Here is a 26,750-nt window from a genome sequence, read left to right as displayed (position 1 = left end):
TCTTTTAATTAAACACCTGTATTTTTCATCTTTCTCATCTAAAACGTTAGTTCTTTTTCCTCTCCAGGTTGTAACACCACATCTATGGTATTTCCTAAAGCTCTTACTTTGCAAGTACCACCTTTTTCAGAACTAATATTTACAACAAGTTTGGCTTTACTCCACTCCATATCTATATCAAAATTACCTCTAGCCTGTAAACCTGTAACCTTTCCTTCAGTCCATTGTTCTGGAATTGCAGGTAATACATGAAGAATAAAATTACCTTTTTCGTCTTTTAAATGACTTTGAAGCAACATCTCTGAGACACCTGCTGTTGCACCTAAATTACCATCGATTTGGAATGGCCCAATTGTATTCATTAAACTACTTTTCTGACCTCTACTTAATAAGGTCACCAAGTTTTTATGTGCTTTTTCACCTTCCAATAATCTCGCGTGCATTAACAATCCGTGTGCATAGGCCCAGCCCATACCTCCTTGTCCGTTCTCTTCTCTCCATGCTAAACTGGTTCTTACCGCTTCATAAAGTTCTGGAGTCTCTTCTGTAATTATAGAAAATGGGTGTAAACCAAGCATATGAGAAAGGTGTCTGTGACCAGGTTCTTTCTCTTTTAAATCCTGTCTCCATTCCATCATTCTTCCATTTTTTTCAGAAATTGGAAAATCAGGTAACGCCTTTTGAGCTTCAACAATACGTTTCTGGATATCGTCGTTTATATTTATAATAGATCCCGCTTCTTGAGTTGCCCCAAAAACGGCTTTAATTATAGATAAATGATATGTTGAGGTTGAAGTAATTCTTAACATCTCGTTTGTTGAAGGATCTAAATATTGATTTTCAGGAGACGTTGATGGTAAAAAGTGTAAGACTCCATCTTTATCTTTAACCAAGACATCTAAGATAAACTCACTTGCTCCAGATAACATGGGATATAATTCTTCTTTTAAGAACACCTCGTCCTGAGTATACTCATAATGATCCCATAAGCTCATAACCATCCACGCTCCTGGTAACGGATCTAAAACACCGTTATTAAACTGTGAGGATAGCGTAGAAGCTGAAGGCGTAACGCGCCCAAATGGATTTGATGCATGATGAGAAAACCAACCATTAGAACCGTACATGTCTTTAGCATACGGTTTACTAACATCTACAATTTTTTTAAACCATGAAATTAATGGATCCATAGTTTCTGAAACATTGGCCACGTCTGCAGCCCAATAATTCATTTGCAGGTTTACATTTAAATGATAATCTGCTTCCCATGGTGCCCACATACGCTCGCTCCATTTACCCTGTAAATTTGCAGGTAATACCGAATTAGCACGAGAACTCCCCATTAATAAATAGCGTCCAAACTGAAACAAATGTGCTTCTAAGCCAGCATCTACAGTGCCCTTTTTATAATTTTTTAAACGCACATCCAGAGATAAAGAGTCTAATGCAGGATCGCCCATTTCTAAACTTACACGATTAAACATGGCAGCATGCTCCTGAGTATGGACGTTTTTTATATCGTCCCATGTTTTAGAAGAAGCTGCATTTAAAACTTTTTCTGCTTTAGCCACAGGATCTATACTTCTGTCAAAATTTAGTAACTCTAAATTATAATCTGTCGCAGCAGTGTATTTTAAAACCACCTCTTTAGCATTAGTAACTTTTAGCTTCTCTTTTTCTGCAGTAATTGAACCTCCATTAACAGTAGTGTTTAGTCGCGCCGCAAAACGCATATGGGCACCACCTTTACCAGAACCGCCAGCATTTTCGTCTCGTGCTTCTGGAGCTTCGATATCTACAATTTGTCCATCCATATGTATAGAACCATCTGCTAATGCAGAAACCGTTACATCTTTAGGACGCTCTAAAGCAATACTAAAGTTAAGGTTTTCCTTACCTGTAGTGGATATACGGATACATAATACATTATCTAGTGCCGAAATAAAAGCTTCTTGAGTAATTGTGGCACCATTAATATCGTAGGTAACAGTAGATAGTCCTGTAGACATATCTAAGGCTCTTTTATAATTAGAAACTTCACTTTTATTATCGAAGTCTAGTAATAAATCTCCTAAGGGCTCGTAAGATCTAAACGATGCTGGACCCGCTGTTAAATTAGCCAAACCATACGTATTAGCTTCCATGCTTTTACCTTCCAAAATTAAATTTTGAACTGTAGTTAGCTTTTCACGGAAATTTTCTGCAAACGGATTATCCGGTTCACCAGCCCATAAGCTTTCTTCATTTAACTGAAATTTAGCAACATCGGTTCCTCCAAAAGTCATAGCTGCAAGCTTCCCGTTTCCAATAGGAAATGCATCTGTCCATTTTTTGGCAGGTGCATCGTACCATATTGTATTAACGGCACTTGTCGTGTTTTGTTCATCTACAACAGCATTACTTTTACATCCCACGATTAATTGAGACATCACTATTGTAAATGCAAATAATTTTAAACGTTTCATCTTAATTAGTTTAAAGTAGAGTTAAACACACGTTTTTCTCCTGCAGCCAATACCAAATCTACAGTAGTTTCTCCAAGTTTTACTTTACACGTGCCTCCTGCTTTAGAAGATATAGTTGTTGTTTTTAACGCACCATTTTCCCATGCCAAATCTACTTCGAAACCACCTCTAGCGACTAAGCCAGTAATATTTCCTGTATTCCAAGCACTAGGTAATGCAGGTAGTAATTCTAAAATAACAGTGCCTTTATTGTCTTTTACATGACTATGAAGTAACATTTCTGCTATACCTGCTGTTCCTCCAAAATTTCCATCAATTTGGAAAGGCGGATGATAATCGAATAAGTTTTTAGCAGTCGATTTTTGCAACAGTGCTTTTACGTTTTCGTAAGCTTTATTCGAGTCGTTTAAACGGGCATAAAAGTTAATAATCCAAGCTCTACTCCAACCTGTATGTCCGCCACCATTCGCCAACCTATGGTTTATACTTCTGTAAATAGCATCGATAACATAAGGAGTGTCTTGCGTATTAAACTGACTTCCTGGGTACAATCCGTATAAATGACTTAAATGTCTGTGACCAGCATCTACCTCATCAAATTCTTCAGACCACTCCATTAAACGTCCATCCGAGCCAATTTGAGGTAGCGATAATTTCCCTAAAGCTGTCGCAACTTCTTTGGTAAACTCATCGTCTATACCAAGATCTTTAGCAGCATCTAAAAGGTTAGTAAAACTTTCGTAAATAATTTCTTGATCCATGGCATTACCCATTCCTAAATTAACATGTTTCCCATCGGTATTATTAGGCGGATAAAACTTATTTTCTGGAGATGTTGACGGACCTGAAACTAACTTTCCTGATCTCGGATCTGTAGTTAACCAATCTAATAGAAATTTACAAGATTCTTTAATAATAGGATACGCACGTTCTTCTAAAAATTGCTTATCGCCCGTATATCTGTAATGCTCCATAAAATGCCCAGTTGCCCAAGCACCTCCCATAGGCCACATACCATAACCAACTCTACCAATTGGTACAGTCCAATGCCAAACATCTGTAGTATGGTGCACTACAAAACCATCGTTATTATAGATTTCTTTTGCTGTTTTCTGTCCAGATGGCACCAAAGATTCTATAAAGCTAAAAAATGGTTCGTGACACTCCGAAAGGTTAGTTAGTTCTGCCGGCCAATAATTCATTTGCATGTTTATATTGGTATGATAATCTCCATTCCATGGCGCTACTAAATGGTTGTTCCAGATCCCCTGTAAGTTTGCTGGCAAAGAGCCTTCTCGAGATGATGATATTAATAAATAACGACCATATTGAAAATAAAGTTCGAATAATCCAGCATCATCTGCACCATTTTTAACGGCTTCTAATCGTTCATCTGTTGGTAGTTTATCTAAATCTGAATGACCAAGTTCAATAGATACACGATTAAAAAGTCTTTGATATTCTGCGATATGATCTGACACTAATTTTTTCAAGGATTTTTTGTTCGCTGCTTTTAAATCTTTAGAGTTTCTAGTCCCTAAGTTTTCTGTTAAAGGCTTAAAAGGATCGTGACGATTATAATCTGTGGCCGCTGAAATTAATAATTTTACAGATGTAGCATTTTCAATTGAAATGACGCCGTCTTCAGATTTTAATTTTCCACCTTTAGGGACTGCCATTAGTTGCGTTTCGTACTTAACACCTAGGTGTTTTCCTTTATGGCTAGCTTGCCCCCACATTTTAATTTTATTGCTACCTAAACTTGTAACTTCAAAATCTGCGGGTCTGTCTAAACTTAAATCTAGAGAAATAGAATTGGGTTTATCTGCCGTTAATAGCACGACTATAACTTGATCGATCGGAGTAGAAAACACCTCTCTTACATAATTAACACCGTTAGCCGTAAATGTTGTTTTTGCTATGGCATTATCGATATCCAGTTCTCTTCTATAGTTTTCAGAAGTTCCTTCAATATTAAATTTAAGATTAAGCTCTCCCAGTGTCTGATAACTTCTTGGAGCGATACGTCTATCTAAAACATTATCCTGAACCAATGAATTAGCCTTAGCATATTCCCCATTAAAAATGAGTTTTCTTGCCTCTTCAATATAGGTATATGCACCAGGTTTCCCTGTAGGTATTGGAGGGCCTGCCCAAACCGACTCCTCGTTTAATTGTATTTGTTCTTCTTCTACACCACCATAAACCATGGCACCCAACCTGCCGTTACCGACAGGAAGTGCTTCCATCCACTCTTTAGCGGGTGAAGTATACCATAATTTATTTTGAAATTCGTCTTGCGGTTTCTCAGACTGCGATTGCCCAAGAACACTTTGGGGCGCAAAAACTAGTAGTCCTAAAAAAACAAGGATTAGTTTATTTATATTTTTATTCATTTGTATCTATTTCTTTGTTGCAAATAAAAATTACTTAGAGCTTACCTGTACTGTAGCTCCTACTAAACCATCTGAACTTGCAGTTAATTTAATATCTCCTGCTTTCTTAGTTGTTTTTAAAATCACTAAACATTTACCGTTAAAAGCAGATCTTTCATTCCCTACAAAAGATTCTTCACTTTTTGGATCTCCGTTATCTACTGCTAAAATTGTAGCTTCACCTTCTACTTTAAATGTAATATTGTTTAAGGCTTTTGGCACAAAACGACCTTCTGCATCTAAAATATTAACTTCGACATGAACCACATCTTTTCCTCCTGCATTAATAACATCGCGATCGGCTAATAATTCAATTTTATTAGCGTCTCCTGCCGTTTCTATTTTCTTTTCTGCTACAACTTTTCCGTTGTTAATTCCTTTTGCTTCTAATATTCCAGCTTTGTAAGGCACTTGCCAAACCACATCCATAGTGTCTTTCATACTCTGTACACCTAAAGATTCACCATTTAAGAATAACTCTACACTATCACAATTAGAATATGCTACTACAGGTATTTTAACACCTTCTTTTCCTTTCCAATTCCAGTGTGGTAAAATGTGAACCATAGGCTCTTCGGTCCACTGACTCTGATAAAAATAGTATGCATCTTTAGGGAATCCACACATGTCTATAACTCCGAAGTTGAAAAGTTTTGCAGGCCATCCGAACATTGATTCTCCTAAGTAATCGAATCCTGTCCATCTAAATTCACCTGACATGAAAGAGAAGTCTCTAGTCATTTTCCATGAATCTCTAGCAGAAATACGTACGATAGAATTATCGTAAGACGAGCTGTAATATTTACTAATATCACCAAAAACTTCTTCTTCAGACAAGTTTGGCACTTTCATGATTCCTCCTAAAGGATTAGCACCTCTGTACCATGATTGAGACTGATATTCGCCACGTGTTTGGAAAGTATGAGGCACTTCTGTAGCCACAAATTTACGTTCCGGGTAAGTCTCATGATCTTTTTCGTACATGAAAACAGAACCTCCACCACCGTTGTAACCGGTAACATCTAATGCGCTAGCAAAACCACTTTCATTCGCTAAGTGCATGTGTGTAATCCCACAAGTAATTGGTCTTGTATTATCGTGTTCTCTAACGACACTCATTAATCTTTTTAATCTTACGGTACCTTCTTCGAAACAAGCATCTGGAATTTCGTTACCCACACTCCAAAGAATAATTGAAGGGTGATTTCTATCTCTTTTAATTAACTCGGTAAGATCTTTCTCTGCCCATTCGTCAAAATACAAGTGGTACCCATATTTTGCTTTTCCTTCTTTTACTTTATTTCCAAAAGGCCAAGATTCTATCCACTCATCGAATGCTTCGTCCATAACCATAAAGCCCATTTTATCGCATAAATCTAATAACGTAGCACTTGGTGGGTTGTGAGCCGTACGGATGGCATTACATCCCATTTCTTTTAAAATTTCTAAACGGCGTTCTAATACACGATCGTTAATAGCAGCACCTAAAGCACCCAAATCACTATGATTATTAACTCCTTTTAGTTTTATGTTTTTTCCGTTTAAGGTAAATCCGTTATCTGCCGAAAAGCTAAAATCGCGAATTCCCATATTGGTTTCTACTTGGTCTACAAGTGTGTTACCAACCATTATTTTTGTTTTTACTTTGTATAAGTAAGGTGATTCTGGCGACCACAATTCAGGATTACTAACTGTAATGTTCTGAACAATATTTTCTTCTTTACTACTCGCTAAGGTAGCAGTTGTTTCTTCCGAAGATAATAGCACATTGTCTGAAGTATAAATTTCGTTTACTAAACGATAATCTTTAGAATCTGCCTCTTCATTTTTAATTGCTGTTTTTAATTCGATAACAGCCTCGTTGTTTTTAATAGATTTGGTTGTAACATACACCCCATATCTATCGATGTGTAATTTCTGGGTTTTTACTAACCAAACATGTCTGTATATCCCCGAACCAGTAAACCAACGTGCACTAGGTTCTTTTGAATTATCTACACGAACAGAAATAATATTTTCACCTTCAAAATTTAAGAAAGGTGTTAAATCGTAATTAAAACTAATATATCCAAAAGGACGTTTTCCTAAATAGTTTCCATTGATCCAAACTTCACTATTCATATAAACCCCACCAAACTCAATATCTATTTTTGAATTGGCATCTGATTTATCTAAAGTAAACGATTTTCTGTACCAACCGATTCCACCAGGTGCATATGCTCCAACGTTACCTGCTGGATTTGTTTTTAAAAACGGACCTTTAATACTCCAATCATGTGGCACGTCTAGTTGTTCCCATGAGGCATCGTCAAATTCACTTTTACTTGCTGTGGGAAAATCGCCTTTAGAGAATTTCCAATCTTCATCGAAATTTATTTTTTCTCTAGGGACGTCTTCTGAAGCATTACCTTCTGCACAACTTACGACAGCGAATGCATTTACGAGTAGTAATACTATTAGTAATAATTTTTTCATTTGTTATTTTAATCTTAGTTAATAAATAGTTGCACGTTAATTAATATGAGGTAACTGATTTTAGCATGGTTTACTAAAGAAAATCATGCTGTTATTTAGCAAAACATGTAAAATGGAAAATTTGAGCAGGGATAAATACTCCCTACTCAAATTTTTAAAAATTATATTTAACTGAATTTCATTTTTAATTGTATCCAGGATTTTGTTCTAAAACGGCTTCTGTATTCCTTTCAATTTCTTGTTGAGGGATAGGCCATAATGTATGATAATCATGTACAACAAAACCAGTATCATATTTACCATTATAATACGGGTTGTAAGCCGTAACTCTATCTACTACTTTATTTAGACGCTTAAGTGTTAACAGTCTATACTCTTCAAAATGCAATTCTCTTGCACGCTCGTCTAATATAAAATCGATATCGATATCTCCAGCGTTTACTAAAGGAGCATTTGCTCTATTTCTTAACACATTAATATCTTCTGCAGCAAGTCCGGTTTGCGAATTACCTAAATACGCTTCCGCTCTTAATAAGTACGTTTCTGCCAAACGCATTTGGTAGTGATCTCTAAATGTTGAAGATGCATTTCTTGTTACTTCCCCAGTAGCTTCGTCTACAAACAATTCTTCCGGAAAGTTATTAGCTACTGTAGTTTTAGAAAATATCGCAGACCATTGTCTTCTATAAATATCGCCTACATCTTTAATAGCACCACTTTCAATCATTTTTTGTCCGTAGAATTTAGAATTTGGATTATCTACAACTAGATCACGAATAATGTTATATTCTGAGTTTCTCATATCTCCAGGAACACTTTCCCAAATATCATCAATCATAAAATCTGAAGCCGTAAACCAGCCAATACCACGACCACCATTTTGAGTTGTTGGGCCAATAAATAAGTTGTTATCATCTTCATCTACTAAGTTATAGTATCCAGGGCCTAAATATTGTGTGATAATACTACCACGACCACCACCTGTAACATTATACTCGTATTGTGCTACCCACAAAGATTCTGTGTTTCCAGAACTTCTGTTTTGATTTCCTCTTCTAAATAAATCCCAGTAAACATCTCCAGGCTCATCCATTCTAGAACCAAAACGCTCTGTCATTAACGCATAACCAGGATTATCGATAACTTCTGTAGTTAATTCGATTGCTTTACTAAAATCTTTATTTATAATATATAGCTCTGCTAACAGGTGCTTTGCTACAGATTTAGTAATTCGTGCTTCTCCACCTAACTCTGAAACATCAGGTAAATTCTCTGCTGCAAACGTTAAATCTTCAATACATTGTGCGAAAACTTCTTCTTGAGTTGCTCTTACAAAATCTCTTTTAGGTTCTGTAATCTCTTCTAAAGAAATTGGAACACCACCATAAAGAATACCAAGATATTTATACGTAAAACCTCTAAAGAATAGAGCCTCGGCTTTTAATTTAGTTCTGCTGTCTTCTGAAGAGAACTCTGCTTCTGGATTATCAATTCTTCCTAAGATTGTGTTTGCTTGCGCAATAATCTCGTAAGACCTTTGCCAAGGCGTTCTAACTCTTACATATTCCGGTATTAATCTGTCTTCGTAAGAATTAAGTTCATGGGTTGGACCAAGTGCATCGTAAGCAATATCTGTGGTATATTGGAATATAAAATGCGAAGTTGCCCCACCCCAAACAGTATATAAATCTGTTAAATTATATAAAAGTGCAACAGACTGTTCAAATTGAGCTTCTGTTAAATATGAGTTATCAGGCGTGTAAAAATCGTACACCTCTTCTTCGAGCCATTTATCTTCATTACAAGAAGAAAAAACCACAAGAAATGCTGATAATAAAATTATATATTTATTAATTTTCATGTTCTTTATTTTTAAAATTCAACATTAATTCCCATAGAGTAGTTAGTCATTAAAGGTGTACCTTGAGTATAACCTTGACCTGTCTCAGGATCCCATCCTCTCCAATTGGTAAATGTTGCTAAGTTTTTACCACTAACAAATAACTTAAGATTACTAAATCCAATCTTGTCTAAAACACTACTCTTAAAGTTATAAGATAAACTAACATCTTGAATACGTACAAAACTACGCTGAATATATCTGTTAGGCTCGTAAGATGCAGGACCTTCTAAACCTCTAAAATACGCATCTGGATTATCTGGCGTCCAATAGTCCCAACCTCCAGCAAAAACGTTTTGACTACTGTATCGTTCTGCCTGCGTATTTGTCGCTCCAAAAATAAGAGCATCTGTACCGTAATAGTTTTCTTTACCTCCTTGAATACTATTTACAAATACATATAAACTTAGTTGCTTATACTTAAAGGTGTTGGCTATACTAAAACGGTATCCAGGATCTGTGTACCCTAAAATTTTCTTATCGAAAGTTGCTGAATAGTTACCACTATTATCTAAATCGGCAATCTGATATGTTCCAGGAAAAAATCCGTTAGGGATGTTACCTGCGTCGGCATCGGCTTGTTGCCACATACCAATAATTTCGTAATCGAAAATAACACCAGTTGGCTCTCCAATAAACAGTCTATTTGCAACTAAGTCATCTTCTATACCATCTCCGTCTTCATCTGCGCCTAGAATAGAAACTATTTCATTTCTGTTTCGTGAATAATTCACAGACGTTTCCCATCTAAAGTTGTCATTTTTAACAATAACACCGGTTAATGAAAATTCTATACCATGGTTTGCAACTTCACCAATATTTGTGCTTATACTAGAAAATCCTGTTGCATAAGGCAGTTGAATTGAGTATAAAATATCTTCGGTAGAGTTGTCATAATATTCAACATTACCACTTAATCTCGAGTCAAATAAGGAGAAATCTAAACCAAGGTTTATACCTGTTGTTGTTTCCCAACCTAGATCGTTATTAGCTAAAGAGTTAATGTATTGTACTTGTGTTGGAGTTGCTCCATCACCAAAAACGTAACCATCGTTACCACCTACACTTGTGGCGACAACGGCTTGGGTATCGTATCTACCAATACCTCTTTTTCCAGTAACACCATAAGATCCTCTAAATTTCAAGAAGTTTAACCAGTTAGAAGTCCCTTTCATAAAGCCTTCTTCACTAGCTACCCATCCAAGTGCTACAGATGGGAAAACTCCGAATTTCTCATTAGATCCAAATCCAGAAAAACCATCACGTCTTACTGTTCCTGTAATTAAATATTTTCCATCGTAACCATAAGACAAACGTCCCATGTTATATAAACTTTGTTCTTTTTCTTTTCCAGTATTAATAATGTTTTGAGTTGGATCTCCGTTTTCTAACGAATTAAACCCTAAAGTCATATCTGAAAAATTCTGTGCATTTGCATTTGTAAACGATGTTGAAATTTCTTCGACTCCATATACAAACGTTGCACTTACGTTATGTACACCATTAAACGTTTTATCGTAGCTTAAAATATTATCTACAGACCAGTTGTAATTAATAGATGAATTTTTGTAACCAAATCCAGTAAAATTAGCTCCTGTTGGATCAAAATTATCATGATTTGTTGTTCTGTAATTCTGAGAGAAGTTTACACGATAATTTAAGCCATCGACAGGTAATTTTATATCTGCATGTATGTTGGCAAATAAGTTAAGTCTTTTATCGTTATCTAACGTTTGTAAATCTAAAAGTGGATTAACCCAAGTATTCTGAAGTGTTTGTCTTGGCGTCCCATCTTCCTCGTATAAAGGAGTCCAAGGCATAACTAACATTGCAGTATCTGATCTTGGAGCTGTCCCAGAATAATCACTTGTTGTAACAAAAGATTCTGTACCTACTTTTAACCAGTCTGTAATATTAGCATCTAAATTTATACGGTAATTTACCTTCTTATAATCGTCGTTTACAACAAAACCTTTTACATCTGTAAGTCCTCCTGAGAAAAAATAGCTAAAGTTTTCCGAACGCCCTCTTACACTAATATTGTGTGTATTTATATAACCATCTCCTGTTATTTCGTCCCACAATCCGTTATTAAAATTGTTATCGTAACCGTCGCGCATCTCTTGTGTATTAAGTAAAGTACGCGGATCTTGGTTAGGATAAGCATCTGCTAAAAATAACTTTAACTCATCCGACTCCATAGGCTCAAGAGCATTCTCATTAGGTGTCTGAATGGTATAACTTGCAGAATAGTTCACTACAGGCTTTCCAATTACTTTACCTTTTTTAGTGGTAACTAAAATAACACCATTAGAAGCTTGAGATCCATAAATTGCTGCAGAACTGGCGTCTTTTAAAACATCGATAGAAGCGATATCTGCAGTATTTAAATCTACTAAATTACCTCTATAAATAATTCCGTCTACAACTATTAGTGGCTCATTTGCAGCTGCAGTACCAGATAACGAATTCTGACCTCTAATAGATATTGTAGGATCTTCTCCAGCAGCATCCACAGCACCAACATTTAAACCTGCTACTGTTCCTTGTAAAGCTTGCGATATAGATACATTAGGCATTTCTTCTACACGTGCTATATTTGGACTAGCTACAGCGCCAGTTAAATCACGCTTTTTGGCTGTACCATAACCAATTACTAAGACTTCATCTAAACCGATTTCGTCACTAGCCATAACCACATTTATAACGGTTTGATTACCAACAGTAATTTCTTGAGTTACCATCCCAATATAAGACAGTACTAGAACATCTCCAGATACGGCATCGATAGCAAAATTTCCATCGAAATCTGACATTTCTCCTCTGGTAGTTCCTTTTATAGCAATAGAAACACCAGGTAAAGGCATATCAAATTCATCTGTAATTTTTCCCGTGAGTTGTTTCTGAACAGCCATTGTTGTCTTGACAGCTTGTTGCTTAGGTAAAAGCACAATTTGTTTATCTTTTAACGTATAAGTGACACCTGTTCCTTTAAAAATCAAATCCAGGATATCTTTGATTTTTTTATTCTTAACATCTAAATTAATCTTGCGTTCTACATCTACTAAGTTATTGTTATATAAGAAGAAAAATTCACTGTTATTTTCAATTTCTAATAATACATCTTTTACGGAAGCACTATTAAAAGTTAGGGAGAGTTTCGTGTTCTGAGAATAAGAATCGTTTGGATTTACACCAAAGGATGACAAAAACAGAACCATAATCATCATTCTGACAATTAAAAACATTTTTGAAGGCAAAAAACCGTTAATCGTTTTCCACCATGTTAAAGTTTTTTTCATAATTTTGAATTGGTTTTAGTTACTATTAGTTAAACATTCTGAAGTTGGTTTTCAGATACATACAGAAAAAGCATGTGTTTTTTCTGTCTTTTTTAATTTACTGTTTCATTGGCATGCTGTTTAATTAGGGGGGTTACTATAGGTTATTGCTTAGATTTAGTTAATATTATTTTTTTAGGACTAAACGTGTTATTTTGTAGTTTTTCTGAAGGTATAATTTCATAATTCATAGGAGAGGACACGCTTAATAAATCGAGCATTTGCTCTAAAGATTCGTCATGAAATGTCGCTGTAAAACGATAGGCTTCTAGCTCTTTATCGGCAATTGTAATATCTACATTATACCACTTCTCTATTTTTTTAATTATTATAGAGATTGGGTCTCCATAAAACATCATGTAGCCATCTTTCCAGGCGGTATATTTTTCCATCTCTACATTAGAAAATGTATTAAACGATTTGGTGCGAACATCACATTCCACGACATCATTTGGGGCAAGCATTGTTAACTCATTAGATTTATTATCTTCTAAACTCACTTTACCTTCCACCAAGGCCACAGACATTGAACTGTAATCGCTGTAAGCCGACACGTTAAACGCTGTTCCGTATACTTTAACATTAACCTCGCCTGTATTTACAATAAAAGGCTTGTTCTTATTTTTAGTAACATCGAAATAACCTTCTCCATCTAAATACACTTTACGTTGGTCTAGATTATTAAAAGACATAGGAAACCGTAATGAACTTCCAGAATTAAGCCAAACCACTGTACCGTCTGCCAATTCTAATTCTGTTTTAGTTCCGAAAGCCGCTTTCACTTCTTGATATACAATATCTTCTGACAAATTAATCCCAGAATTCTGATTGAAAGAACGCTTCATAAAAAATGTAAAACCTAATAGCACAATAAGCATCGCCGCCACAGGTAAAATCATTCGTTTTAATCTTTTAAAACGAAAATCGTTTATACGTTTCTTAGTCTTGATTAGCGCAGCTTCAACATCAATATCTGGAGCGGAAGCTAGTGCACTAGATTTTTCCCAAAGTTCTTTATAAGCTTCAAATTTGTTTTTATTATCCACAGATGCTTCGATCCAAGAATCCAAAACAGCTTGATCTTTTTCAGATAAAGGTTTTGTAAAAGAATTAACTATTAAGGTTTCAATTTGATTTTCCACTAGGCATAAGCATTTTAAACACTTTCTATCCTAAAGACGTATACGGCATGAATACACCCTATACTTTTCTTAAAAAAAAGTGAAATATTTTTTATTTTAACAAAAAAGAAATAAGAAATGGAAGGTATAACTGTAGATCTTTTCGAAGAATTCGAAGTGATCGGGAGATAAGGGCTTCTACAGCTTTATTAGAAATATTCATTTTTAAAGCGATTTCATTATAGGTTAAATCTTCAAACCTACTGTACTCAAATGCGATTCTACTTTTTTTAGGAAGCAAGGTAATTTTATACATTAACCAGGTTTCAAATTCCTCCGAAATAAAAGTGCATTCCACATCGTTTTTATCCTGACAAGGCGCAATACTGTCATGAAGATTTTTTATAGACTCAGACTTTCTTATATAGTCAATACAACGATTGCGTACCATAAAAGACAAGTAAGCCGACAAATTATTTATTTTTTCTGTGTTGTCTCTTTTTTCCCAAAGCTTTATAAAACAATCCTGAACAAGGCTTTGTGCCTTGTCAATATCGTTTACATAGCCATTAGCTTTAAAACATAGGCCTTCATAATATTTACGAAAGATAAAGTTGAAGGCCTGCTCGCTTCCGTTCTGAAGTTCGGCTAGTAAAAACGCATCCGAATTAAACCTATTATTCATCATATGGGAGTTTTTAATAGCTATTAATTAAATTATATCTTGTCTCACTTTAAACCAACCATTGTCCAAATCCCCATTACATTCCTCAATTAAAATTTGTTTTAACTGCTCTGCCTTTTCTTTATTTGCATCTATTATATTGTGTTCTTCCTTGTAATCATCTCGTAAATTATACAGCTGAAAAATATTGTCTTTAGCAAAGTGTCTTAACTTCCACCCCTCTTTAGTAACAATAGAAGGTCCGAAAAACGAAGAATACACAACATAATCATGTACCTGTCCTTCCTCTCCTAGTAAGTTAGGCAAATACGAAATTCCATCTTTATCTTCTGGTATTGTATACCCTGTTAAATCAGCAAACGTTGCCATTAAATCGTAATTCGCAACAAGCTGATTAGATGTTACACCAGCCTTAATTTTTCCTGGCCAACGCACAATTAGAGGAACTCTTACGCCACCTTCCCAATTGGTACGCTTTAACCCTGCCATGCCATCGTTACCATTAAAGACGTCTCCTGCGATATCACTGTAATATTTTGTATTTATTTCATCGAAAGCCTCTCCCGTTTTCATGTTTCTGGTCGGCTTAACAATGCGTCCTTCTTTAGTATAATATATTTCGTGGCCATTATCTCCTGTAAATATCACTATAGTATTATCATCTATCCCTAAGGTTTTCAATTCATCCATAATAATACCTACATGATCATCGAGCATTTTAACCATAGACGCATACTCTTTTTCTATTTGAGTTAACCTCTCGTCGTTTTTATACTCTTCGGCCACTTCAGGAATAGACACAGGACCATGAGGCAACTGTGTTGGATGATAAAGAAAGAATGGTTTATCCTTATTTTCTCTTATAAATCCAAGTATTTTTTCTAAGAATATATTTTGAGAATACTGCGCTTTCCCTTCCATATCCCATCTTGCCTCGAAAGCTTTCTCGGTTTCCCGCTCTGTTGTTTTTCCACAATCGGCTCTTGTATTACCTTCAATATTGACTAAGTTTCCATTTTCGAAAAGAAAAGGCGGATAAAAACCATGACATCTTACATGATCTAAAAAACCATAATAATAATCCCAACCATGGCGTTTCATATCGCGATCTGAAACAGAAAAACCCCATTCCAATTTCCCTACCTCGCCTGTTACATATCCAGACTCTTTAAAAACCTGAGGAAGGAACACTTCATCGTCTCCGATTGGCCCAGTTTTTTCATTTAATCGCGTTTCAATGTCTTCTTGAGTCATTTTACCGTAGGAAATGTTTTTATAAATACCACCACTGGTAATTTTCCAACGGTCTCCATGCACATCGTGATATCCCGTTATAAGACTTGCTCTAGCTGGAGCACAAAACATAACCCCGTAAGCATTTTCATAACGCATACCTTCATGAGCTAATTTATCTATGTTAGGTGTTTTTATTATTTTCTGTCCTTCTACAGAAAGCAACCCACGACCTAAATCGTCGGCATATATAAGTATCACGTTAGGTTTAGTTGTATCCTTTAAACCGACTTCTTTTTTTCCAGAACCACAACTTGTTAGTAGCACTCCTAACAACATATATACAATACAATTTTTCACCACCATATAATTAGCTAATTTTAAAAACCTTGAAACAAATCTGCGTTTTAAGTAAGATTTTAGAATTCTTAATACAATCTTAACGCTCTAAAGATATTAAAACTACATTAATATAATGAAATAATAACACAATAAATTGTTAAACATTATTTCAATATACTGATAATCAACTGTTTGACATATTAAAAAAATAAATTATATTAAATTATAAATGTAATTTAATTGTAAATTAAAAATAAATGGCATACTTTTAAATATTATATTTAAAAGTATGCCATAACTCCTAAACTATATTCATGTTAAAACGCGTAGCCTACCTTTCAATGATTTTTAGCTTTTCTGTTTTTTGCACGTTATCCTGTACCGATAAAAAGAAAGAGCTTACCTCCTCAAAACCAGACACCCAACAACCAAACATACTCTTTATACCTGTAGATGATTTACGTCCAGAGCTAGGGGCGTACGGTAATACATCTATAAAATCCCCAAACATAGATGCGCTTGCAAAAGATGGCGTTGTATTTAATAGAGCGTATTGTCAGCAAGCCGTATGTAATCCTTCACGCGCGAGTTTACTTACAGGATTACGGCCGGATGCGATTCAAGTTTGGGATTTGGCAACCAAATTAAGAAACAACATGCCCGACGTGGTTACTCTTCCCCAATATTTTAAACAAAACGGTTATACAACTATAGGTATAGGAAAAACGTTTCACAACGATATTCCTGACCACTTATCTTGGACAGAACGACCTCATCTAGAAGGTTTTCCTTACGATCCAGATGCTGTTTACGCCGACGAAATAAACTTAGAGTTATTAGAGGCTAAAAAGCAAAAAATTATAGCAGAAGGTAAAAACAGAATAGACCCTTTAGGAGAATGGTATTTAAAGGCTAACGCTACAGAAGGCCCAGATGTAGAAGATGATGCGTATTACGACGGTGCCCAAACTACTTACGCTATAAAAAGATTACAGAAATTAGCATCAACCAAAGAACCCTTTTTTCTATCGGTAGGTTACTATAAACCGCACCTACCTTTTAATGCTCCTAAAAAATATTGGGATTTATACGATAGAGATGCTATACCCTTAGCAACAAATCAATTCCCCCCAAAAGACAGCCCTAACTTTACAGTACATGGCGATCAGGAATTAAGAAATTACGACGACAGCCACGACTTACCACTTTCTTCTGAAACACCTTGGAGCGAAGACAAACAAAGAGCAATCAAGCACGGGTATTATGCTAGTGTATCGTATACAGACGCTCAGATAGGTCGATTAATTGACGAGCTTAAACGTTTAAACTTAATGGACAATACAATTATTGTGCTTTGGGGAGATCATGGATATAAATTAGGAGAACACAACAGTTGGAGTAAAATGTCTAATTACGATATTGATGCCCATGTGCCTATGATAATGAGTGGCGCTAAAATAAAAGCAAAAGGAAGTACAACAGATGCATTAACCGAACTGGTAGATATTTATCCTTCACTTTGCGAAATGGCAGGCTTACCAATACCCGAGCATTTACAAGGTAAAAGTTTTGTTCCTTTATTAGAAAATCCAGATGCTACATGGAAAGAAGCTGCGTACAGCCAATATTTACTAGGAAGATTCGGAACTGCGGAAACGAGAAAAAAAGAACGTATGGGTTATTCTGTAAGAACAGATAAATACAGATATATAGAATGGTACGATTGGGACAAGGATTTAAAAAAGAGAGGCGATTATATCGCTAGCGAACTTTTTGATCATGATTCAGACCCTCAAGAAAATCAGAATATAGCTAATATTCAGGATCATTCGAATACCGTAAAAGAGCTATCTAAACTCTTAGACAAAAATTTTAAACCTTAAACACATTTAGCCAATTACGATACTTTTCTCACAACACATAGGGTAACAAGTAATTATAACCGTCCTAAACTTATAACACCTCTTTATCGAAACTTTTTAATATGCAAAAACATCTACTTTCTAAAAAAGCATTGCTATTTATAATAGTAACTTCATTTTATATAGTCGCAAGTGCGCAGACTTCAAAAAAACCTAATGTTGTATTTTTTCTTGTCGACGATTTAGGTTGGATGGATATTGCTGCAAACGGTAGTAAATTTTATGAAACACCTAATATTGATCAATTAGCAAAAGATGGTGTACGCTTTACACAAGCCTATGTCCCTTCTCCTATTTGTTCGCCTGCAAGAGCAGCAATCTTAACAGGAAAAAATCCTGCAAGAATTAATCTTACACAATGGATTGGAGGTCCAGGAAACCCAGACTACGTTAGAAACTTACCGCTTGAAGAAGTTGTATTTCCAGAATTACTTCAAGATGCTGGATACAACACTATTTTCTTAGGAAAATGGCACCTAAGTAATACAGAAGGCGGAGAAAAATATTGGCCAAACAATCAAGGTTTCGATATAAATATTGCTGGTCATCACAGAGGCGGACTTTATATTAAAAATAAATACTTTTCACCTTGGGACATTCCTAATTTAGACAATGGTCCTGAAGGCGAGTATATGACAGATCGTTTAGCTAATGAAGCCGTAGACTTTATAGACAAAAATAACACAGACCCATTCTTATTATACTTCTCTTTTTATTCTGTTCACGCACCTTTTTCGGCGCCTGAAGATCGAGTAGAAAAATTCAACAAAAAGAAAGATGCTTTAGCACTAACAGATGCCGATCGATTTGCAGAAGAAACCGAAGCAAAGAAGCCTTTTCAATATAGGACACAACAAGATCACCCAACGTATGCTGCTATGGTTAACTCAATGGACATGGCTGTTGGTAAAGTTTTAAATAAATTAAAAGAAAAAAACTTAGCCGATAATACAGTGGTTGTATTCTTCTCGGACAATGGTGGATTATCGACTTCGGAAGGTACACCAACATCTAATGCACCATTACGCGCAGGAAAAGGCTGGTTATACGAAGGCGGTATTAGAGAGCCTGCTATTATAAAATGGCCAGGAGTTGCAAAAGCAGGAACGGTTTCAGATGCACTAATTTCGGGTATGGACTTTTACCCTACAATCCTAGAAATAACAGGACAGCCGCTACGTCCAGATTTACATATAGACGGAAAGAGCTTAGTGCCTTTATTAAAAAACGAATCTAAGAAAGTACATGACGTACTTTATTTTCACTATCCACACATCTCTAACCAAAAAGGCGGACCAAGTAGTGCGATTAGAGATGGTGATTATAAATTAATCGTGTTTCTAAACGATAATACATTCGAATTATACAATATTAAAAATGATATTGGAGAGCGTCATAATTTAGCTTCAGAATTACCAGAAATGACCAACCATTTATATAAAAAATTATATGATTGGTGGGATGAAGTTGATGCCAAATTCCCAAAAGAATTCGTAAAAAAAGCGCCTAAAAATTAATTATAATACATGTATCAATATAAAGTACACCCCTAATGAAACTTATAAAAAACACATTTCTATTACTCTTTGCATTATTTATCTCCCTTGCACACGCCCAAGAAGCTGAAAAGATTCGAGTAGCCTGCATTGGAAACAGCATTACATTTGGATACGGTATTAAAGACCGAATTAAAAATGCCTATCCTGCCCAACTGCAACGTATGCTAGGTGACGATTATGAAGTTAAAAACTTCGGAATTAGCGGGCGCACCTTATTATCTAAAGGAAACGCACCATATATTGAAACTGGCGCTTATAAAAAAGCTTTAGAATACAACCCAAACATCATTTTAATTAAGTTGGGTACTAACGACAGTAAGGCTTTTAATTGGGTATACAAAGATGAGTTTAATAGTGATTACGTTAATCTTATAAAATCTTTTCAAGGTTTAGAATCTAAACCAACCATCTATCTATGCAAAGCAGCTCCTGTTTATAAAAGAGGACGAAAAATTAGTGCAGATATAGTAGAACAAGAAGTAAATCCTAGGATTGAAGCCATAGCAAAAAGTCAAAATTTAGAAATCATTGACTTATATACACCTATGCTAGGAAAAGGGGACTTATTCCCGGACGCTATTCATCCAAATGGTGAAGGAGCGGGCGAATTAGCAAAATTAGTGTACACAGCACTAACAGGAAAAGAAGCTGTTTTAGTAGACCAAAATTTTCCTGGTAAAAAAGAAGACTGGAAAGGCTTTACAAAATACACGTTTGAGTATAATAACAAGGAAGCTTTTGTAATCGAACCTAAAAAAGCATTAGCAGGAAAACCTTGGGTATGGCGAGCACGTTTCCCTTGGTGGCATACAGAAATGGATCAGATTTTATTAGCAGAAGGTTACCATATTGCCTACATAAACACCGATAATCAATTCGGTAGTCCAAAAGCCGTTAAAGCTTGGGATAGTTTTTACAAATACTTAATCCGCTCTCACGACTTTAGTAAAAAAGTAGCTTTAGAAGGTGTTAGCCGTGGCGGACTATTTGTGTACAATTGGGCTAAAAAGAACCCAGAACTTGTAAGCTGTATTTACACAGAAGCTCCAGTTATCGATTTTAAAAGTTGGCCCGGTGGATTTGGGACAGGTATAGGGTCTGAAAAAAACTGGAACATTCTAAAAGAAGAATACGGTTTTAAATCGGATGCAGAAGCAAAAAAGTATGCGAACTCACCCATGGATAACCTTGAGGCTTTAGCCAAAGCAAAAGTTCCTGTTATGCACATGATTAGTTTAACAGATTCTGTAGTGCCTCCAAAAGAAAACACCTTCCCGTTTATAAACAAATATTTAGAGTTGGGAGGAAACGCTACGGTAATTACATGTACCGAAGGTAAACAAACGTTACACGGACACCACTTCCCTATTGAAACACCGCAAATAGGTGCCGACTTTATAATGTACAACACCGAAAAACAGACAACGTCTTTAAATTCGGCAGATTACCATAAATTACGCGCTGGATTACAAAACAGTAAAATAAAATTTGAACGCGAAAAAACAGGTAGAGTCGCCTTTTTAGGAGGCTCTATTACTTTTAATGGAGGTTGGAGAGATAGCATTACCAACTACTTGAAGCATAAATTCCCTGAAACTAAATTCGAATTTATAGCTGCCGGCGTTCCATCCACAGGAAGTACCCCTGCGGCATTTAGAATGGAAAACGACATTTTTAAAAACGGACCAGTAGATTTGCTTTTTGAAGAAGCCGCAGTTAATGATGCCACTAATGGCAGAACAAACGAAGAACAAATACGAGCTATGGAAGGTATTGTACGCCATGCCCGCTACCTAAATCCTGCTACAGATATTGTTATAATGCACTTTGTAGATCCAGGAAAAATGAAATCGTACCGCAACGGCATAATTCCAAATGTCATTCAAAATCACGAAAAAGTTGCAGCGCATTACAATGTTGCAACCATAAACCTTGCAAAAGAGGTTACAGACCGCATAGATGCCGGAGAATTTAGCTGGGCTAAAGATTTTAAAAATCTACATCCTTCTCCTTTCGGACAAGGTATTTACGCACACTCTATGTTAAGTCTATTAGAAACAGCCTATGCAAGACCCATTGCAGCAGACGATAAAATTGGTAGCTACCCGTTACCAAAACCTTTAGACCCGTTTAATTACGACAAAGGAGAACTAATCGATATACATACAGCAAAACTAAGTGGAGACTGGAGAATTAATGAAAACTGGGAACCAGAAGACGGAAAAGCCACAAGACCTAACTATGTAAACGTGCCTCTACTCATTGCAGAAGACATAAATAAAGGAAAAGCCACCTTAACTTTTACAGGAAATGCTGTTGGAATTGCCGTAGTAGCCGGTCCAGATTCTGGAACTATAGAATACCGCATAGATGGTGGAGATTGGCAAACCTTAGACCTACTAACCAACTGGAGCAGAAGTCTGCATTTACCTTGGTTTTTCACGCTAGCTAGTGGCTTAGAAAACACAAAGCATAAATTACAAATTAAAATAGCCGAAAACATAGACCCTACCAAAAGAGTAGGAAACGCATGTAGAATCCGTTATTTCTATACCAATAAATAATACAGCACTTTTACAGATCTTCACTATGAAAACACAAATTAATTCCTGTTTCAAAAACAGTTTTTTCTTCCTAATCACGTTATTCTTTGTTCTAAAAGCTAGTGCTCAAGAACCTATTAAGGTTTTCATTTTGGCAGGGCAGTCTAATATGCAAGGCCATGGTGAAATGGAAAAAGGAGAAAAAGGCAATCTTAACTGGGTTGTTAATAACGATAAAACAGGAAAATACAAATACCTACGCGATGCTAATGGCGACTGGTCAAAAAGAGACGATGTTTACATATATGCAACCGATAAATTCGATTCTATAAAATCAGGAAAATTAAGTGCTGGATACGGGGCTTTTGCTAGCACTATAGGTCCAGAATTGGAATTCGGAAGAGTTGTAGGCGACGAATACGGTAACAAGGTATTATTAATTAAAACCACTTGGGGCGGGAAGAGTATAAATGTAGATTTTCGTCCGCCAAGTTCTGTAAGCGATAGTGGGTACGTATCACTACCTTCAAAACCAAAAGACACTGGATATTATTACGTAAAAATGTTATCTGACATTTACGAAGTATTGGATAATCTTCACGATTATGTTCCAGATTACAAAGGAGAAGGTTACGAAATTTCAGGATTTGCATGGCATCAAGGCTGGAACGACCGCGTGAATAAAGAAGCAAACAAAGCCTACGAGAAGAATTTAGCACATTTAATAAAAGACGTCCGTTCGGATTTAGGAACACCTAACCTTCCGGTTGTAATTGCGACTACAGGAATGAAAGGCTGGGAAGACAAAGACCCTAGAGCACTTTCTATAATGAACGCTCAATTAGCTATGGCAAAGTATCCTGAATTTAAGAATAATGTATCTGTTGTAGATACTAGAGATTTTTATAAAGAAAGACCAGATTCTCCTGCCAATCAATTTTACCACTGGAATAGAAACGCCGAATCTTACTTGCTTATAGGAGAAAGTTTAGGAAAAGCTATGATCGATTTAAAAGCAAAACAAACGGCTAACAATGTGCTTCAACCTATTAGAAATGTCGCGCGTTACGATAGTGATTTCTTAACTCCAACACCTCCTGTAGGATGGAACAGTTGGAATGCTTTTGAAAAAGATATCGATGAAAATAAAATAAAACAAATTGCAGATATAATGGTGAGTTCAGGTATGCGCGATGCTGGCTATAAATATTTGGTATTAGACGATGCTTGGATGGCAGCCGAACGCAATGAAAACGGACAATTAGTAGCCGATTCCATAAAATTTCCTAACGGCATGAAAGCTGTTGGAGACTACATCCATAGTAAAGGTCTTAAATATGGTATTTACGAATGTCGAGGCGATTTAACCTGTCAGAATTTACCTGGTAGTTTTGAACACGAAGAGATAGACATGCAATCGTTCGCAGATTGGGGTGTAGATTATATTAAACTAGACGCCTGTTTCGCTAAGAAAAACGGAAGGTTATCCAGTGAAGATTTTGATGTATACCATAAAGCCATCTTAAAAACAGGACGACCAATGGTGCTAAGTATTTCCGATTTTGGAAGTGGTGCCTGGGCTTGGGGCGGTAAAAATTACGGTCAGCTATGGCGTACTTCTGGAGATATTTTTCCAAGAATTCAATCGGTATACCGTTGTGCAGAAACTTCTGGAGGAGACGGTGCTTCTCATCCGGCGTTTAACGGATTGTGGCAATTTGCTGGTCCAGACAGTTGGAACGACCCAGATATGTTACAAGTTGGAAACCTAAAAAGCATTACCGAAGACAAAGTTCACTTTAGTTTGTGGAGCATTTTAGCAGCTCCTATTATGGCAGGAAACGATTTACGAAAAATGTCTGATGAGGTAAAAGATATTATTACAGCAAAAGAAGTTCTTGCAATAAACCAAGATCCTAGAACTCATCAAGGATATAGAGTCTACGAAAAAGATAGTATAGAAATATACAACAAACCTTTATCAGACGGAACAACAGCTGTGTTAATGCTTAATAAAGGTGAAAAAGTATCAGATATCACAGTATTTTGGAAACAAATCGGATTAGCAGGAAAACAACCTGTAAGAGATTTATGGCTTGAAAAAGATTTAGGAGAATTTAGCGAATCTTTCACCGCCAAAAGCCTAGGGAAGCACGAACATCTTTTAATTAAAGTGGGGACTGTTGGAAGTCCGCTTGTCGCAGGACCAACCCCAGTTTCAGAAGACAAGTATACTGTGTCTAAATCGGGTACCACCTACTTAAGCGATATTTACTATATGGCTAAAAAAGGAAATGCTCCTGTAGAAGATAAAACATACCACGGCGAAAAAATTAAAATCGGACGTAAAAAATTCAAAAAAGGATTAGGCGTAAAAAGTAATGCAGAAATGATGTATCGCCTTAACGGAAGAGCAGACCGTTTTCAAGCGACGGTGCAAATAGACAGATCTTCTCCTAAAGATTCAATAGGGCGTTTTCAAGTAATGGTTGAAGAAAAATTTGGAGGTCGCGTATTATTCGATAGTGGAAAAATGAAAAGAGGAGATAAACCTGTTGAAATAGATATCGATGTCAAAGATTTAGAATTTATTTTATTGGATTTCTCTGGAAAAAAAGTATTTGGAAACTGGGGAGACCCAAAAGTGATAAGCAAAAATTAATAAAACATAATTATGAAAAAGAGAGGTATTTTAGTCCTTTTGTTCATGGTATCATCCTTGTATGCTTTTGAAAGCTATTCTCAAGAACAACAAGAAGGTCCGTTTACAAAACAAGAAAACAGATTAATTTGGGAAAACGAAGGACAATTATTTTGGATTGATGCTTTTGGAGAAAATGCATTGCGTTTTAGAAGTTCTAAGAGTCTAAGAATAACAGATGAAGATTGGAATTTACTCCCGCAACCTAAAGCACAACTTGAAATAACAATCAGCCCCAAAAAAGCTACAGTTATCAATGGAGATATTCGTGCCGAAATTGAATCTAGAAACGGGCGTGTAACCTATTATAACAAAGCTGGCGACATCTTATTAAAGGAAGCCACTCACCAACACCACTTACACTTTGCAAGACAATTTGAAAGCAAAGGAAGTGATCACTTCGAACTAAAAGTAACTTTCGATGCCGATGCAGACGAGCACCTTTATGGTATGGGACAATACACAAACGACCGCCTAGACTTAAAAGGAACCGTATTAGAACTTGCTCAAAAAAACACTCAAATATCCATTCCATTTTTACTATCTACTAAAGGATACGGATTTATCTGGAACAACCCAGCAGTAGGTAGAGCAGAATTATCGATGACGCACACTAGCTTTTATGCCGAGTACGCAAAACAAATAGATTATGTTATTTTCCCAGGAGATTCTCCTGCCGCTTTAGTAGAACACTATGCCGATTTAACTGGTAAATCACCAAAAATGCCCGAATACGGAACCGGATTTTGGCAATCTAAATTGAGATACCACTCTCAAGAAGAATTATTAAATGTTGCCAGAGAATACAAAAAAAGAAACTTACCTATTTCTGTAATTGTAGCCGATTTTTACCACTGGCCTGTCACAGGAGACTGGAAGTTTAATTCAGAATTATGGCCAGATCCTAAGGCAATGGTAGAAGAATTAAGAAGTCTAGACATAGAACTTATGGTATCTGTTTGGCCAACTTTGGCTGAAAAAAGTGAGAACTACAAATATTTCACAGAGCACAATTTCACCATTCGCCCAGAATTAGGAAATAATTTATTCCTAAAAGCTAATGACGATTTAACCTTTGTTGATGTTACATATCCAAAGGCAAGGAAAGCCATGTGGTCTAAGTTAAAAGAAAACTATTTCGACATGGGCATTCGCATGTTTTGGATGGATGAAGCAGAGCCAGAAATTGAACCGTTAGAATATAAAAACATTAGATATTATAGAGGAAACGGCCTAGAAGTTTCTAACATTTATCCATACAATTTTGCTCAAGCCATTTACGAAGGTCAACAAGAAGGCGGACAAAAAGAAGTAATAAATTTAATTAGAAGTGGATGGATTGGAAGTCAGAAATTCGGAACACTACTTTGGTCAGGAGATATTAGTGGCGACTTCCCTACACTTAGAAAACAAGTTAAAGCTGGATTAAACATTGGATTAGCAGGAATCCCATGGTGGAACACCGATATTGGAGGATTTTACGGTAGCTCGACATCAGAAGACTATAAAGAATTACTTATTCGTTGGTTTCAATTTGGTGCCTTTAGCCCAGTTATGAGAATGCACGGTGTAATAAGCCCTACAGTAAAATTAGAAGGTCAGATTACAAATTCAGGTTCACCTAACGAGGTTTGGAGTTTTGGTGATAAACCTTACAAAATCATGTCTCGTTACTTAAACATCAGAGAACAACTTCGTCCGTATATCCAAAAACATATGGATATCGCTTCAGAAAAAGGAACTCCTGTAATGCGACCTTTATTTTACGATTATCCTAATGACGATGCCACTTACACAATAGACGATCAATATATGTTTGGCCCAGATATTCTAGTTGCTCCAGTTTTAGAGGCTAAAGCAAAATCCAGAACCATTTATTTACCTGAAGGTTCTAAATGGAAAGACGTACACAGCGGAAAAACATACAAAGGTGGACAAACCATTACATATAAAGTATCTATAGAAGATATTCCACTTTTCACAACAAATGGTTACAACCTAAAACTTAAATAATAAAATAGCTTAAAA

The 26,750-nt window shown here is 36.0% G+C and carries 13 protein-coding genes; 5 read left to right on the top strand and 8 right to left on the bottom strand.

The genetic code is table 11. The annotated features are described in order from the left end of the window. Positions 1-38 precede the first annotated feature (38 nt). From AC0UBM_RS15995 to AC0UBM_RS15960, 8 genes are all read right to left on the bottom strand, one after another. Positions 39-2,465 (bottom strand): glycoside hydrolase family 95 protein, encoded by a 2,427-nt coding sequence (locus tag AC0UBM_RS15995; RefSeq protein WP_475689300.1) that lies wholly within the window; start codon positions 2,463-2,465, stop codon positions 39-41. 5 nt (positions 2,466-2,470) lie between these two features. Beyond that, on the bottom strand, positions 2,471-4,861 hold the full coding sequence (locus tag AC0UBM_RS15990) for a glycoside hydrolase family 95 protein (RefSeq protein ID WP_475689299.1): 2,391 nt from the start codon (positions 4,859-4,861) through the stop codon (positions 2,471-2,473). A gap of 30 nt (positions 4,862-4,891) precedes the next feature. Next, on the bottom strand, positions 4,892-7,375 hold the full coding sequence (locus tag AC0UBM_RS15985) for a glycoside hydrolase family 2 TIM barrel-domain containing protein (protein ID WP_475689298.1): 2,484 nt from the start codon (positions 7,373-7,375) through the stop codon (positions 4,892-4,894). A 184-nt stretch (positions 7,376-7,559) separates the two neighbouring features. Then, the gene (locus tag AC0UBM_RS15980; protein WP_414035428.1) at positions 7,560-9,236 is read right to left on the bottom strand and encodes a RagB/SusD family nutrient uptake outer membrane protein; all 1,677 of its coding nucleotides are present in this window, start codon (positions 9,234-9,236) and stop codon (positions 7,560-7,562) included. 11 nt (positions 9,237-9,247) lie between these two features. Next, positions 9,248-12,577, bottom strand: a complete 3,330-nt coding sequence (locus tag AC0UBM_RS15975) for a TonB-dependent receptor (protein ID WP_475689297.1) — start codon at positions 12,575-12,577, stop codon at positions 9,248-9,250. 143 nt (positions 12,578-12,720) lie between these two features. Then, positions 12,721-13,758, bottom strand: coding sequence for a FecR family protein (locus tag AC0UBM_RS15970; protein ID WP_475689296.1), 1,038 nt, complete (start codon positions 13,756-13,758; stop codon positions 12,721-12,723). A 91-nt stretch (positions 13,759-13,849) separates the two neighbouring features. After that, positions 13,850-14,425: an RNA polymerase sigma-70 factor gene (locus AC0UBM_RS15965; RefSeq protein WP_414035425.1), complete on the bottom strand. Its 576-nt coding sequence runs from the start codon at positions 14,423-14,425 to the stop codon at positions 13,850-13,852. 24 nt (positions 14,426-14,449) lie between these two features. After that, positions 14,450-16,021 carry an arylsulfatase gene (locus tag AC0UBM_RS15960; protein WP_475689295.1) on the bottom strand — a complete coding sequence of 524 codons (1,572 nt, stop codon included), beginning with the start codon at positions 16,019-16,021 and terminating at the stop codon, positions 14,450-14,452. Between the two features lie 290 nt (positions 16,022-16,311). Here AC0UBM_RS15960 and AC0UBM_RS15955 point away from each other — a divergent pair, with 290 nt between their 5' ends. The 5 genes from AC0UBM_RS15955 (at position 16,312) to AC0UBM_RS15935 (ending at position 26,735) form a co-directional block, all read left to right on the top strand. Next, on the top strand, positions 16,312-17,880 hold the full coding sequence (locus tag AC0UBM_RS15955; protein WP_475689294.1) for a sulfatase: 1,569 nt from the start codon (positions 16,312-16,314) through the stop codon (positions 17,878-17,880). A gap of 101 nt (positions 17,881-17,981) precedes the next feature. Beyond that, on the top strand, positions 17,982-19,436 hold the full coding sequence (locus AC0UBM_RS15950; RefSeq protein WP_475689293.1) for a sulfatase: 1,455 nt from the start codon (positions 17,982-17,984) through the stop codon (positions 19,434-19,436). 35 nt (positions 19,437-19,471) lie between these two features. After that, the gene (locus AC0UBM_RS15945; RefSeq protein WP_475689292.1) at positions 19,472-22,042 is read left to right on the top strand and encodes an SGNH/GDSL hydrolase family protein; all 2,571 of its coding nucleotides are present in this window, start codon (positions 19,472-19,474) and stop codon (positions 22,040-22,042) included. Positions 22,043-22,067: 25 nt separating this feature from the next. Next, positions 22,068-24,683, top strand: coding sequence for a sialate O-acetylesterase (locus AC0UBM_RS15940; protein WP_475689291.1), 2,616 nt, complete (start codon positions 22,068-22,070; stop codon positions 24,681-24,683). Positions 24,684-24,695: 12 nt separating this feature from the next. Next, the gene (locus AC0UBM_RS15935) at positions 24,696-26,735 is read left to right on the top strand and encodes a glycoside hydrolase family 31 protein (protein WP_475689290.1); all 2,040 of its coding nucleotides are present in this window, start codon (positions 24,696-24,698) and stop codon (positions 26,733-26,735) included. Positions 26,736-26,750: the final 15 nt, after the last annotated feature.

The organism is Formosa sp. F44 (genome assembly GCF_056238645.1).
This window is presented reverse-complemented; position numbering and strand designations above follow the sequence as displayed.